Origin of the sequence: Mesorhizobium sp. M5C.F.Cr.IN.023.01.1.1 (assembly GCF_003997585.1) — a bacterium.
GTDB classification, from domain to species: domain Bacteria; phylum Pseudomonadota; class Alphaproteobacteria; order Rhizobiales; family Rhizobiaceae; genus Mesorhizobium; species Mesorhizobium wenxiniae.
Genome location: NZ_RZSU01000057.1, coordinates 1 through 12,944, shown reverse-complemented (window position 1 = coordinate 12,944; position 12,944 = coordinate 1). Strand labels below are relative to the sequence as shown.

Sequence of the window (12,944 nt, the reverse complement as noted above, 5' to 3'; positions counted from 1 at the left end):
TGTCCGCTTGCCTGCCTTTGGCAAACACGAGCTGCCAGTCTGCTTGCCCGCTTCTACCCTTCCGATTCTCGGATTGGCCAATCATGGCCAAGGAGAAACACCATGGGCTACTCTCGATTTGATCCAGTCGAACAAGGTCGGGCAGCGTGGAATGCCGGAAAGACGGTGGGTACGAAGCGACCACTCACACAAAAACAAATATGGGCAATTCGCTTCTTTCTCGATCGCGAAGGACGCCTTCGTGACCGGGCGCTGTTTGACCTGGCCATCGACAGCAAGCTGCGAGGATGCGATCTCGTCAAGATCAGGATTGGTGATCTGGTCGCTGGCCCAGAAATCCACGCGTGGGATCGTCACTCAGCAAAAGACAGGTCGACCGGTGCAGTTCGAGCTAACCGGCGATGTGCGTGCAAGCTTGCTTGCCTGGCTCGAACGGCGCGGTGGTACGGTCAACGACTATGCGTTCCCGAGCCGGATTGATTATACGCACCACATGAGCACGAGACAGTATGCTCGTCTCGTCGATGAATGGGTCAGCGCGATTGGGCTTCGGCGCCAAGAGTATGGAACGCATTCGCTTCGACGCACGAAGGCGTCAATGATCTATAAAGCCACCGGCAACCTGCGAGCGGTGCAGATCCTGCTTGGACACCCCAAGATCGAGAACACAGTCCGCTATCTGGGTGTCGATATCGAGGACGCGCTTTTGCTGGCCGAGCGCACTGAAATCTGACTTGGAGCGGTCCTTCAGCAGTGCTGAACGACCGTTTCCAGCGACAGCATTTCTCCACCCTCGGGGCTCAGTTTGGTGGAAAGCGGAATGGCAGCTATTGATCGACACTGAAAACGATCCGGACATTCAGACCGTGCGACACCCCGAACGGGCCAGCCCATCATCCATCCTGTCGCCGGACGTAGCTCTGTCCCTGAAGATTCTTCTTCCTGTTTCAGCCATCAATCCCGGCGCGGATCGTATGGCTTGGCGGCCCGTTGAGCGACGCGCTCGCGGTAGCTCGCGTCGGTTCCACTTCGGTTTTCCGGCTTGGTAAGCGTTTCGACAGGCTTCCCGAGGACGACCAGCAGCGTGTCCCATTCTTCCTGGCCGAGCGTCTTGTAGCGGTACTCCAGACCCGGCGAGGCCAGGAGCTGCTCGATCTCAGACCCCGCGAATGAGGCCGCAGGGCCAATGCGGCGAAAGCCGCTTCGCACGGCATCGGTAGCCGCGGTCAGGTCACTGAAGCCATACTTGCCCGGATCGTAGACGGAGTACTCGCGCAGCAGCCGCAACAGGTCGGGCACGGCATCAACGCCGCGGTCGCCCTGGCGCTTGATCAGGCCGGTGGCAAAGCGGCTGACCGCCGGATCGGCGAGAATCGCGCGCTCTTCCGGCAGAGGATCGGCGTATGCACCTACAGGGAGGCCGGCCAGGGCATTGATCCAGTGGCGCGCCTCCTTCTTGTCGGGGGCCGCGAGGTAGCGGCGGGCGGCGAGCCGCCGCAGATCGGCGGAGTCGCCATCGACCTGTTTGATGATCGCCCACAGCCCGTCTGAGGATCGCACCCGCGGGTCCTCCAAGATGCGAACCAGCAGACGCCGGTCGCTCTCGCCGAGCGGCTGGTCGTTCGCGCGAAACGAGTCCATCCACTGATTGGCGAGCGCGAACGTGGGATCGCTCACCGGCTTACGCGGATCGTCGAGCGCTCTGGCAAGTTCCTCGCGCGTTCTCGTCTTCGCCGCTTCCATATTCACCCCGCGCGAAACGCTGGTGTGGTCGAGTAGCAGCCGGTTGACCGGAACCCCGGCGTACATCCTTCCGTCACCGAGCCGCCGACGCGCCCAGCCGAACCGGAAGTTCTCGATCCTGCCCGAAGTCCCGATCAGCAACGGCGCCGCCGGGGCAAAGATCGACAGGATCGACTGCCGCAGCAGCACCTGTTCACCGGCGTCGGTGATGGTGAGCGCCTTGCGGTGGGGTGCGGAGGGTTCGAGCGACCAATCCACCCCTCCCGGTCGGGGCTTGGAATCGGGCACGGCAGGGCCGTCCTCGATCGCGATGGTGAAGTCGGGTTCGGGGGCGTCGTCGCTTTGCAGCAGCGCCTTGCCCTCTGACATCATCAGGTTCCATTCGGCTTCCAGCGCGCGCTGAGGGGCGAGCGGATCGGAGGCATCGTAGCGCCGCTCTTCCAGCAGGCCATGCCCGATGACGGTGCTTCGTTTGCCGGGCGTCGAGCCCGGCACGACGCGATAGGTATTGGAATGACCGCGAAGGGTCTGGACCCGGACCGAAGTGACGCCCGGGGTCTTGAGCAAGGCCGCGCACAATGCATCGCAACGGCCCTCGAACGGGCGGGCGAGGAGAATGTCGCCCTTGAGCGCAATCGGTGCGCTCGCTTGAATGTCCGGCTCCTTCAGGCTGGCCAGCATGCCCCTCGCCCAGGCGAGGCCTGGCTGGGGGATGGTCCAGAACAGTGCCAGCGTCGCGGCGCCCGACATGACGTTCAGAGGAACCCCTGAAAGGAAACTTCCGATCAGCAAGCGGAACAGCGCGAAGGCAACGCCGTATATGAAGGCCGTTGGCATCGACGCGAGAATGAGCCCCGGGATGATCAGGAAACTGCCGATGATGACCAGCCATGGCATTGTCAGCGCCACTAACGCGCCGACGCCGGTGATGATCAAGTAAGTCTTCAACCACATGCGCGGAACCTTACCGCGCAGGATTGAAAAGAATGATAAAGCTACTGTTCTCGGGTCGGTGCCCTCTTTCGGGATCCGCCCGTTGACCAATCTCGTTACGCTCACCTCAAAAAGCTGTCGATCGTCCGCCTTTGGGCTCTTGCGCCTCCATCAGATGACCCGACTCGAGGTCGGATGCGAACGGCGGCTAACCGCCGAACTCATCCCGATAGCGGACGGGCAGCTCCCGGCCCCAAGCCGGTCCTAGCTGCGCGAAGACTTTAATATCTCCTTCTGGCGCAACTTGCTGGGTTCCATTTGACGAGGACGTACGAACAGCACCTTCCACCAGCAGTGAAGATTCAGACCGAGACACTGCCCAAGTCTTCGCAATGTCGCAGTTTGAGATTTGATGGGCGCTGGCGACATTTTTCAGCGTCTTGAGATGCTGGGCCCTGTTCACTTTACGTTCCGGATTCCTCCTGATAGCCTGATCATTGGCTCGGCTTGGCAGCCGCCGATATCAATGGCGGTGGCGGTCGACCTTGTCTTTCCCTCGCGAATCCGGTCTCTCGCGCTGATGGAATTTTCTCCTCAACAGGACGATGCGCTGAAAGCGGTCGCCACCTGGCTCAAGACCGGAAAGCCGCAGCTCTTCCGGCTGTTTGGCTTTGCCGGTACCGGCAAGACGACGCTGGCGCGCTATTTTGCCGAGCATGTCGACGGCCAGGTGCAGTTCGCCGCCTTCACCGGCAAGGCGGCGCAGGTGCTGCGTTCCAAGGGCGCGGTCAATGCGCGCACCATCCATTCGCTGATCTACCGGCCAAAGGGCGAGGAATCGGTGGCGGACGAGGTGACCGGCAAGACTTCGATGTCGCCGACCTTTTCGCTCAACCGGCAGAGCCCGATCTCGCGGGCCAAGCTCGTCGTCATCGACGAATGTTCGATGGTCGACGAACAACTCGGCCGCGACCTGATGAGTTTCGGCACGCCGATCCTCGTTCTCGGCGATCCCGGCCAGTTGCCGCCGATCTCGGGCGGCGGCTTCTTCACCGACCATGAGCCCGATATTCTGCTCACCGAGATCCACCGGCAGGCGCGCGACAACCCGATCATCCGGCTGGCGCTCGACGTGCGCGAGGGACGCGAATTCATGCGCGGCGACTATGGCACGGCGCAGGTGATCGGCAAGGAAGATGTCACCCAGGAACTGGTGCTGAAGGCGGACCAGGTGCTGGTCGGCACCAACAGGACGCGGCGTCGGTACAATCAGCGGCTGCGCGAACTGAAGGGGTTCAATGCCGACTACCCGCAGGCCGGCGACAAGCTCGTCTGCCTGCGCAACGACCCGGCCAAGGGATTGCTCAACGGCTCGCTGTGGAAGGTGATGACCTCGTCGCGCGAGACGGTGAAACCCGGCATCAATTTGCTGGTCTCACCGGAGGAGGACGATCCGGACCGCGGCGTTGCCAAGATCAAGCTGCTCAAAGCGGCGTTCGAGGACCCGGACGCCGATATTCCCTGGCATCAGAAAAAGCGCTTCGACGATTTCGACTATGGCTACGCGCTGACCGTGCACAAGGCGCAAGGCTCGCAGTGGAACGAGATCGTGCTTTTCGACGAAAGCTGGGCGTTCAAGGAAACCCGCCAGCGCTGGCTCTACACCGCGATCACGCGCGCGGCCGAACGGTTGACCATCGTCAGATAGGATCGATCCCGCGTGACCATCATGACCCTGCTGGCATCACCGGCGCACTAATCGGCTTGGCACCCAGCCATTCCCAGGCGGCCGCTTCGTCCTCGGCCTCGAAATGCCGGAATTCGATTGGCACGGTGGCGGGCAGGATGCCTTGTGCGGCCGGTATCCAGTTTGGCTCGCCGATTGCCGCACAGCGGCCGATATGCGCCACGGCATCGGCCGTGCCCTGTTCGATTGTGCTGTCCGACACATCGGCCCAGTCGACGCCGTCATGATCGACCAAACGCACCAGCACGTCGATTTTCGGGTGCAGCGCGTAAGCCGCCTCCAGCAAACCGAACAGATTCTCCGCGTCGGCGGCCGTGATATGGCCGACGACGTCGATCGCGAACAGGTCGTCGCGGTCGGTGTCGATGCGGCGAACCGCCGGCACTTCTTCAAGATAATTCACGGGCCTTCCTCTTGCTGGATATTATATGTCCCTCTGGAACACCGGAAACCCCCTGTCTGTTCCCGCCAAAGGCGGTATAGGTGGCCGCAAATACGTCCGGACCCGAGAAGCCATGCCTGCAAAACTCTCCGTCAATCTCAATGCCATCGCCATGCTGCGCAACCGGCGCGATCTGCCGTGGCCAAGCGTCACCGGGCTCGGACGCATCGCACTTGCTGCGGGCGCGCATGGGCTGACAGTGCATCCGCGGCCCGACGAGCGGCACACCAGGCATTCCGACCTGCCGGAGATCAGGGCGCTGATCGACGACGAATTCCCTCAGGCGGAGTTCAACATCGAGGGCTATCCGAGCGAGGATTTCCTGGCGCTTGTGGAAAAGCACCAGCCGGAGCAGGTGACGCTGGTGCCCGACGACCCTGCCCAAGCCACCTCCGACCATGGCTGGAACTTCGCCGCCGAGGCGGCGTTCCTGACACCGATCGTCAAGCGCCTGAAAAAGGGGGGCTTTCGCGTGTCGTTGTTTTCCGACGCGGATCCGGCAGGCATGAAGGCCGCGCGCGACACCGGCGCCGACCGGATCGAGCTCTACACGGGTCCGTATGGCAGTTGCCTTTCCGATTCTGCAAAAGCGGAGAAAGAGCTGGAAAAGTTGGGAAAAACCGCTGACGCCGCGCTTGCCGCCGGACTTCAGGTCAATGCCGGCCACGATCTGGTGGTGAGCAACCTGCCGGCATTGGCAAAGCGCATCCCGGTATTGGCCGAAGTGTCGATTGGACATGGGTTGACAGCCGATGCGTTGGAGTATGGCATGGCCGGCACGATCAAAAGATTTCTGAAGGCCTGCGGGTGGTAGAGACGGAAGCCTCGCATGGCGAACATGGCAGCCATCACGTCGGGGCACTTGATATTGCATCGCAGCAAGCGTAGAGCACCGCCCGCTTATCGGAGTGTCGCCTATGGCCCTTACCAACAGTGGTAGTGAGGCAGAACCCGTCGAACAATCGAGCCATCCTGAGGTCGAAAAGCACAGCACAAAGGTCTTGATGCTGGGCGCGCTGGGCGTTGTCTACGGCGACATCGGCACCAGTCCGATCTATGCACTTCGCGAAGCACTGCATGCGTCGTCCGGCACCGATCCGCGCAGCGCCGTTCTGGGCGTTCTGTCGCTGATTGTCTGGGCCCTGACGATTATCGTGACAATAAAATATGTCGCCTTCGTGCTTCGGGCGGATAACAAGGGTGAAGGCGGTACGCTGTCGCTTATGGCGCTGGCCCGGAAAGCTTATCCGGCTGGTTCCAGCATCATTCTTGGCATCGGTCTCTGCGGAGCCGCACTGTTTTTCGGCGACGCGATCATAACGCCGGCCATATCGGTGCTTTCAGCGGTGGAAGGCCTGAGCGTCGTGACCCCGGCGTTCGATCCGTACGTGGTTCCCATTACATTGGTGATTCTTGCCGTCCTGTTTGCTGTGCAGCGCTTCGGGACCGGTAGAGTGGCCTCCGTTTTCGGGCCGGTGACGGGGCTTTGGTTTCTGGCGATTGGCATTGCCGGATTGCTGCACATCCTTGACGATCCGTCGGTGCTTTTGGCAATCAACCCCTATTATGCGGTCGTCTACCTCGCCGAAGCCAAAACGGGCGCATTTCTTACGGTCGGCGCGGTCTTTCTTGCGGTCACCGGTGCTGAAGCGCTTTACGTCGATCTCGGCCACTTCGGTCGCCGTCCAATCGTGCTAGCCTGGGTCTGGATCGTCTTCCCCTGCTTGCTACTCAGCTATTTTGGGCAAGGCGCGTTCGTTCTTGCTCACGGGGGGCTGCCCGACAATCCGTTTTTCCAGATGCTGCCAGATTGGGCACTGATACCGATGGTCGGGCTCGCCACAGCAGCGACTGTCATCGCCAGTCAAGCCGTGATCTCCGGGGCGTTTTCGCTGACCAGGCAGGCGGTGCAGCTCAATCTTCTGCCCAGAATCGAAGTTCAGCATACTTCCGAGATGCAACTCGGCCAAATTTACATGCCACGCGTGAATCTCATTCTCGCGCTCGGCGTAATGCTGCTGGTCGTCGGCTTTGGCAGTTCGAGTTCCCTGGCTTCCGCCTATGGAATTTCGGTGACAGGCGAAATGCTGATGACGACTATTTTGCTCTTCGTAGTGATGCGGTGGCAATGGAAATGGCAGACCGCACTCGCTGCGGCGCTTGCGCTGCTCTTTGGCACGATAGACACGGGCTTCTTCCTGGCAAATATTGTGAAATTCGTGGAAGGCGGATGGGTTTCAATCGCCGTTGCCGGCATCATGGGGCTGGTCATGGGAACCTGGATACGCGGGAGTCGCTATCTATTCGACAAGACGCGCAGGAACGAGATTCCGCTCGATTTCCTTGCCGGCAATTTGTTGAAGAAGAAACCGCAGCTGGTGTCCGGTACAGCCGTGTTCCTTACCAGCGATCCCGTCAGCGCTCCGACGGCGCTGATGCACAGCCTGAAGCACTACAAGGTGCTGCATGAACAGAATGTCATCCTCTCGGTGGTGACGGCGCAGCAGCCCGTGGTGCCCGACAGCGAGCGGGTCAAGATGGAAACGATCAACGAGCTGTTCATGCGGGTGACGCTGACCTTCGGCTACATGGAACAGCCCAACATCCCGCGTGCGCTGGCGATCTGCCGCAAGCAGGGCTGGAAGTTCGACATCATGACGACCTCCTTCTTCCTGTCGCGGCGCTCGCTCAAGGCGTCACCCAATTCCGGCATGCCGGTGTGGCAGGACAAGCTGTTCATCGGGCTGGCGCGCACGGCAGCGGATGCGACGGAGTATTTTCAGATCCCGACCGGACGTGTGGTTGAGATCGGAACGCAGGTGGCTATCTAGGGCATGCCGATATTCAGGTGAGGCCGGCCTGCGAACGGCGGGTTCCTGCGCTTCCGGTACTCACGTACCCAACACTACGCTCAGTTCCGGTTCTCGAACCCACCATTCTCGGCTCGGCCTGACCTGAATCTCGACATGCCCCTGACCACGGCGGACTTCAGCCGGCTAGCACTGCCTTGTTCGCTTCAAGAAATTGCTTCAGCGATTGCGGCTTTTTGCCCGAAAGTGCCTCGATCGCGTCGGTCACCATGGCGATGCGGCCGGAGCGCGTGTTGGTGTCGAAGGAAACGACAACGGGAGCAAAATCCGAGGGAACGCCGGCGGCCGTCAGACCCTCGGTCAAGGCTTCATCCGAAAGCTGAACGACCTCGATGGGCTTGCCGGTGACGTCGGTCACCAGGGCCGCGATCTCGGCGACCGTGTGGGCCTGCGGACCCGTCAACGTGTATGTGGTGCTTTCGGTATCGCCCGAGGCAAGACCCGCGGCGATCGCCACGGCCATGTCGTCGCGAGCGCCATGGGCGATGCGGCCGTCGGCCGCCGATGTGTACCACTGCCCCGAAGCAATGGCATGCGGCAGCGACATGAACAGGTTCTCCTGATACCAGCCGTTGCGGAAAATCGTGTAGGGGATGCCGCTCGCCTTGATCGCCTGCTCGGTCCCGTAGTGATCGCCCGCAAACAGCACCGGCGATCCCGGCTCAGGATTGGGCATCGAGGTGTAGAGCAGATGCGAAACGCCGGCCTCCCTGGCGGCTGCGACTGCATTCTCGTGCTGCTTGAGGCGCTTGCCCCTAAGGTCGATCTCGCCGGTCGAGATGATCAGGACCCTGCCGGCGCCCCTGAATGCCTCGACGAGCGACGCCGTGTCATCGAAATCGGCTTGCCTGATGGCAACGCCGCGCGTCGCCAGGTCGGCGAGGTTTTCCGGATTACGGGTGGCGGCGATGATCCGTGCGGGCGGAACCTTGTGCGTGTCCAGCAGATGATGGATGACGCCGCGGCCGAGCTGGCCGGAGGCGCCGGTGACGAGAAGGGTTTCGGTCATGGGAAGTCCTGTCGTTGCGCCGGAGCGGCGGGTGTTTATACAAGTCTCAAAAAGAGACCAGCACTAAAATAGGAATTGACCGACCCTCGTAAAGAAGGCAGTTTTGCGGGAGGTAGGCAGGCGCAGGGAACCAGCGATGGACAGCAAAATCGTCGGTCTGAGATCGAAGCTCGAGATTTACAAAGCGGGCAGCGGCGGGGGGAACATTGCGGACTGTCCGGTTCGCGATGTGATCCAAGGCATCAGCAACAAATGGAGTTCGCTGCTGATGATGGCGCTGGCAGAAAAGCCGTACCGGTTCGGCGAATTGCGGCGGCTGGTACCCGACATTTCACAGCGCATGCTCACCCAGACGCTGCACGATTTGCAGCGCGACGGTTACGTCCATCGCGAGGTGTTCCCGACCAAGCCGCCGAGCGTCGAATACAGTCTGACCGATCTCGGACGCTCGATGTTCGGACCCCTGCACCAGCTGCTCCAGTGGGCCGAGCTCAATCATGGCGCTGTGCGCGACGCGCGGAACGCATTCGACGCTACCGAGACTTAACCATCGATGCCGGAGTGGCAACGCCAAGTGCGACGGCTTGCCGGCCGGAAGGCGATGGGCGTCATCGGCGATGCGGCGCATTCGCCCAGCCCGCAGCTCGGGCAAGGGGCGAACATGGCGCTGCTCGACGCGGCAGCGCTCAATTGCGCGCTCATAGGAACGGATCGTGTCGATATTGCGCTCGAGGCCACGTCCGGGCGCGGCGGTGGCGTGTCCGGGTGTTTCGGGCGCTGTCGCTGATGCTGACGCCGTTCTACCAGTCGGATTCGACCGTGATGCCGTTTGTCCGCGACAGGCTGGTGGCGTCAGTGGCGAAAATCCCGCCGGTGCCAAACATCCTTGCCTCGATGGTGGCTGGAACCGTGGTCGATCCATTTAGGCGGATCGGTATCAAGGAAGCACGGCGGCCGCCTCGTTGCGGCGGATGAGTTTCGAAAGATGCGAACCCTTCGCTTGCAGGAATGCATGAAGGCGCTGTGGATAATCCGGGGCGACAGCGTTCTTCACCGACTTGCGTTCGCGCAATTCCTTCCGCCAGGCCTCGACTAGCGACTTTCCGTTCAGGATGCCGAAATCGTCGATCCGATCGAACGCGTCGAAATAGCGGAAGATTGGTCCATAGACAGCATCGACCAGTGAAAAGCGCTGGCCGGCGAACCATGGTCCAGTTCGGCCTGCCGCCAGTTCTATTTCGAGACGATCGAACATTGCCGACAGACCTTGGCTTTCGGCAAGGAAGGCGGGCTCGGTCGGTGCGGAATAGAGTCGGCCGATTGCGTTGAGGATGGCCGAGCCGAACTCGATCCAAGCGCGATGCCGGGCGCGGGCCAGCGGGTCGGCAGGGTGGAGTGGGTTGGCCAGCGTTTCCTCAAGAAATTCGAGGATGACCGCCGATTCGAAGATCGCGGTTTCCTCGCCATTCTGCTGCACGCGCAGCAGCGGTACCTTGCCGAGCGGCGAGATCGCCTTGAACCAGGCCGGCTTGTTGGCGAGATCGATGGTGAGGCGTTCGAACGGCACGTCCTTTTCGGCGAGCGAGATGGCCGCGCGCTGCACATAGGGACAAAGGTGATGGCTGACGAGAACGAGCTTGTCGGTCACCAGGCTGCCCGTCTCGGGGAGGTCGGCGATCTTGCAGATTTCATGTCTCATGGCAGTGTCTTCCGATATCGATGCAACTGCATCTATATAGATGCATCCGCATTAACCGTCAAGCTTGATGCAATTGCATCTATCGCCTATGCTGCAATCATGACGGAGAAAACCAGTCCTTCGCCCGCTGCCATCAAAGCCTGGGCCCGCCTGATGCGCGTTTCGCGCCAACTGATGGAAAGAGCTGAAGACGCGCTGAAGGACAGCAGCTTACCGCCGCTTGCCTGGTACGACGTGCTGCATGAGCTTGCCGAAGCGGGCGAGGGCGGCTTGCGGCCATTCCAGCTGATCGAGCGCACATTGTTTGCGCAATACAACATCTCCCGGCTGCTGGCGCGGCTCGAAGCGGACGGGCTGGTCGAGAAGCTCAGAGTTGCCGATGACGGGCGGGGACAGACTATCCGCATTACCGGGAAGGGGCGCGAGATGCGCCGTCGCATGTGGGCCGTCTACGGACGATCGATCGCGGAGCTGGTCGGCGCCCGGCTTTCCAATGATGACCTCGACATATTGGCGGGTCTCCTTGGACGGCTGCGTCATCCAGCCATCCTGGAGTGATGTGGCCGTTGGCACTGAAGATCGGTTGCAGCGACGTCAGACACTGCCCCAGAGGAATGCCAGTGCCGCCAGCACGCCAAGCACGCCGCGAACCAGATGCAGATTGCCCCATTTGACGATCAACGCCCGGGCTTGCGGGTTGGCGGCGGCCGCGTCCATCGCCTCCAGCAGTCGATTTGTCGGCATCATTGCGATCAGCGTCCATGGCCAGGGCAGGATGATCAACACCGCCCCGACCAGATAGGCGAGATTGCCGGTCTGCCACCAGGCAATGAGACCAAGAACACAGGCGACGATGGCGATCGACGCCTGCATGGCGGCGCCGCGCTTGTAGGAGGGCTGCCATTCCTGCAGCAGGGCCCTGTCATCGAGACGAAGCCGCGCCGGCTGCTCGGCGACGCTGATATAGATTGCGGCGCCCGCGAAAACGGCGGCAATGGTCAATGCAAGAAGGCCGACGAGCATCTTCCCTCCGCGGCACGCCGTTCCAGTTAAAGCCGCTTCAATAAAGGCCATCCCGGTTTGGAATGCACCAAAAAACCGAAATAGAGCTTGCGCCGGTTCCGACAATACGGCATAGACATGCCGAACCGTAACGTACGGTACTGGCTGCCACCATCATCGAGCAGGAAGACAGTTTGTTGCAGGCAAGCGTCGACATCGACACCGGCGAAGCGCTGACGGCGCGGCAGAAAGCCGTGCTTGACGCCGCACTTCGCCTGCTGGTCGAGGAGGGCGATCATTTGACCATGACCGCGGTGGCGCGGCGGGCGAGCTGTTCCAAGGAAACGCTCTACAAATGGTTCGGCGATCGCGATGGGCTTTTGACGGCAACGGTGCAATGGCAGGCGTCCAAGGTGCGCGTAGTGCCAGTCGACCGCAAGGGGCTCGACCTTGCCTCACTGACGGCGAGCCTCGAGCGCTTCGCTTCGGGCTGGCTCAAGGTGATTTCGAGCGACACTTCGATCGCGCTCAACCGCATTGCGGTCAGTCACGCCGGATCCGGCAAGGACGATCTCGGCGGCATCGTGCTGGAGAACGGCCGCTTCGCGCTGGCCAGGCGCCTGAAGCCGGTGCTGGAAGCCGGCAGGCAGGCGGGGCTTATCGAGTTCTCGGACGCCGAAGCGGCATTCCGTACCTTTTTCGGGCTGGTCGCCCGTGACGTGCAGATCCGCCTGCTGCTCGGCGACCGGCTGGAATTGACTGATGCGGCGATCGGCGGCGATGCCGTCCGGGCGACGCAGCAGTTTCTCGCTCTTTACGGAGCAAAAACCGGGGCCGCAAGGCCCATAGAGCCGGATGATTTCAGGTCAAATCGACCTGAAATCTGAATCCGGCTCTACATCGAGATTGAGCATGATGTCGTCCGAAAACCGCTTCACACCTTTCGGCATCATGCTCTGAATTCACAACGGGAAGGAAAGAAAAATGCGTGTCTATTACGATCGCGATGCCGATCTCAACCTGATCAAGGGCAAGAAGGTCGCCATTATCGGCTATGGCAGCCAGGGCAGGGCGCATGCGCTCAATCTCAAGGATTCCGGCGTTAAGGATATCGCAATCGGCCTGAAGGCCGGCTCGGCGACAGCCCAGAAGGTCGAGGCAGACGGGCTCAAGGTGATGAGCGTGGCGGAGGCCGCCAAATGGGCCGACCTGATGATGATGGCGACGCCCGACGAGCTGCAGGCCGACATCTATAAATCGGAGATCGCGCCGAACATCCGCGACGGCGCGGCGATCGCCTTCGCCCACGGCCTCAACGTGCACTTCGGCCTGATCGAGCCGAAGGCCTCGGTCGACGTCGTCATGATCGCGCCCAAGGGGCCCGGCCACACGGTGCGCGGCGAATACCAGAAGGGCGGCGGCGTGCCGTGCCTGGTCGCCGTCAACCAGGACGCTTCGGGCAATGCGCTCGATCTCGCTCTGTCCTATGCCTGCGGCGT

At 61.4% G+C, this 12,944-nt stretch carries 12 protein-coding genes and 2 pseudogenes; 9 read left to right on the top strand and 5 right to left on the bottom strand.

What is annotated here, in order from left to right:
- The first annotated feature begins 102 nt into the window (after positions 1–102).
- Positions 103–733, top strand: a pseudogene (locus tag EOA78_RS21530) (tyrosine-type recombinase/integrase).
- 221 nt (positions 734–954) lie between these two features.
- On the opposite strand, the gene EOA78_RS21525 reads toward EOA78_RS21530, so the two are convergent.
- Positions 955–2,697, bottom strand: coding sequence for a hypothetical protein (locus EOA78_RS21525; protein ID WP_164783866.1), 1,743 nt, complete (start codon positions 2,695–2,697; stop codon positions 955–957).
- Between the two features lie 559 nt (positions 2,698–3,256).
- Between EOA78_RS21525 and EOA78_RS21520 the strand changes: the two genes are divergently transcribed.
- The gene (locus tag EOA78_RS21520) at positions 3,257–4,384 is read left to right on the top strand and encodes an ATP-dependent RecD-like DNA helicase (protein ID WP_127316878.1); all 1,128 of its coding nucleotides are present in this window, start codon (positions 3,257–3,259) and stop codon (positions 4,382–4,384) included.
- A 19-nt stretch (positions 4,385–4,403) separates the two neighbouring features.
- Here the strand turns inward: EOA78_RS21520 and EOA78_RS21515 are convergent, their stop codons facing one another.
- Positions 4,404–4,826: an STAS/SEC14 domain-containing protein gene (locus EOA78_RS21515; protein ID WP_127316877.1), complete on the bottom strand. Its 423-nt coding sequence runs from the start codon at positions 4,824–4,826 to the stop codon at positions 4,404–4,406.
- Between the two features lie 112 nt (positions 4,827–4,938).
- Between EOA78_RS21515 and EOA78_RS21510 the strand changes: the two genes are divergently transcribed.
- Together EOA78_RS21510 and EOA78_RS21505 are read left to right on the top strand one after the other, a co-directional pair.
- A complete protein-coding gene (locus tag EOA78_RS21510) occupies positions 4,939–5,679 on the top strand; it encodes a pyridoxine 5'-phosphate synthase (protein ID WP_127316876.1) in 741 nt (246 codons plus the stop codon).
- 103 nt (positions 5,680–5,782) lie between these two features.
- Positions 5,783–7,696, top strand: a complete 1,914-nt coding sequence (locus EOA78_RS21505) for a potassium transporter Kup (protein ID WP_127316875.1) — start codon at positions 5,783–5,785, stop codon at positions 7,694–7,696.
- A 157-nt stretch (positions 7,697–7,853) separates the two neighbouring features.
- Here the strand turns inward: EOA78_RS21505 and EOA78_RS21500 are convergent, their stop codons facing one another.
- Positions 7,854–8,744, bottom strand: a complete 891-nt coding sequence (locus EOA78_RS21500) for an SDR family oxidoreductase (protein WP_127316874.1) — start codon at positions 8,742–8,744, stop codon at positions 7,854–7,856.
- Between the two features lie 136 nt (positions 8,745–8,880).
- On the opposite strand from EOA78_RS21500, the gene EOA78_RS21495 reads away from it, so the two are divergent.
- The gene (locus EOA78_RS21495) at positions 8,881–9,291 is read left to right on the top strand and encodes a helix-turn-helix domain-containing protein (protein WP_029352119.1); all 411 of its coding nucleotides are present in this window, start codon (positions 8,881–8,883) and stop codon (positions 9,289–9,291) included.
- A gap of 48 nt (positions 9,292–9,339) precedes the next feature.
- A pseudogene (locus EOA78_RS21490) lies at positions 9,340–9,719 on the top strand (FAD-dependent monooxygenase); the annotation flags it as partial.
- On the opposite strand, the gene EOA78_RS21485 reads toward EOA78_RS21490, so the two are convergent.
- A complete protein-coding gene (locus tag EOA78_RS21485) occupies positions 9,682–10,443 on the bottom strand; it encodes a glutathione S-transferase family protein (protein WP_127316873.1) in 762 nt (253 codons plus the stop codon). The pseudogene EOA78_RS21490 and the gene EOA78_RS21485 sit on opposite strands and share 38 nt — an antisense overlap.
- Before the next feature lie 99 nt (positions 10,444–10,542).
- Here EOA78_RS21485 and EOA78_RS21480 point away from each other — a divergent pair, with 99 nt between their 5' ends.
- A complete protein-coding gene (locus tag EOA78_RS21480) occupies positions 10,543–11,001 on the top strand; it encodes a MarR family winged helix-turn-helix transcriptional regulator (RefSeq protein WP_127316872.1) in 459 nt (152 codons plus the stop codon).
- Positions 11,002–11,037: 36 nt separating this feature from the next.
- Here the strand turns inward: EOA78_RS21480 and EOA78_RS21475 are convergent, their stop codons facing one another.
- Positions 11,038–11,466 carry a DUF1772 domain-containing protein gene (locus tag EOA78_RS21475; protein WP_127316871.1) on the bottom strand — a complete coding sequence of 143 codons (429 nt, stop codon included), beginning with the start codon at positions 11,464–11,466 and terminating at the stop codon, positions 11,038–11,040.
- A gap of 173 nt (positions 11,467–11,639) precedes the next feature.
- Here EOA78_RS21475 and EOA78_RS21470 point away from each other — a divergent pair, with 173 nt between their 5' ends.
- Complete coding sequence (locus tag EOA78_RS21470) at positions 11,640–12,332, top strand: TetR/AcrR family transcriptional regulator (RefSeq protein WP_127316870.1); 693 nt, start codon at positions 11,640–11,642, stop codon at positions 12,330–12,332.
- A 97-nt stretch (positions 12,333–12,429) separates the two neighbouring features.
- The coding region (locus EOA78_RS21465) for an NAD(P)-dependent oxidoreductase (protein ID WP_164783865.1) at positions 12,430–12,944 on the top strand (515 nt) is incomplete at its 3' end.

Coding starts and splice junctions, on each gene's coding strand:
- EOA78_RS21505 (WP_127316875.1), top strand. CDS start 5,783: ATGGCCCTTACCAACAGTGGTAGTGAGGCAGAACCCGTCGAACAATCG.
- EOA78_RS21525 (WP_164783866.1), bottom strand. CDS start 2,697: ATGTGGTTGAAGACTTACTTGATCATCACCGGCGTCGGCGCGTTAGTG.
- EOA78_RS21520 (WP_127316878.1), top strand. CDS start 3,257: ATGGAATTTTCTCCTCAACAGGACGATGCGCTGAAAGCGGTCGCCACC.
- EOA78_RS21500 (WP_127316874.1), bottom strand. CDS start 8,744: ATGACCGAAACCCTTCTCGTCACCGGCGCCTCCGGCCAGCTCGGCCGC.
- EOA78_RS21510 (WP_127316876.1), top strand. CDS start 4,939: ATGCCTGCAAAACTCTCCGTCAATCTCAATGCCATCGCCATGCTGCGC.
- EOA78_RS21475 (WP_127316871.1), bottom strand. CDS start 11,466: ATGCTCGTCGGCCTTCTTGCATTGACCATTGCCGCCGTTTTCGCGGGC.
- EOA78_RS21495 (WP_029352119.1), top strand. CDS start 8,881: ATGGACAGCAAAATCGTCGGTCTGAGATCGAAGCTCGAGATTTACAAA.
- EOA78_RS21480 (WP_127316872.1), top strand. CDS start 10,543: ATGACGGAGAAAACCAGTCCTTCGCCCGCTGCCATCAAAGCCTGGGCC.
- EOA78_RS21485 (WP_127316873.1), bottom strand. CDS start 10,443: ATGAGACATGAAATCTGCAAGATCGCCGACCTCCCCGAGACGGGCAGC.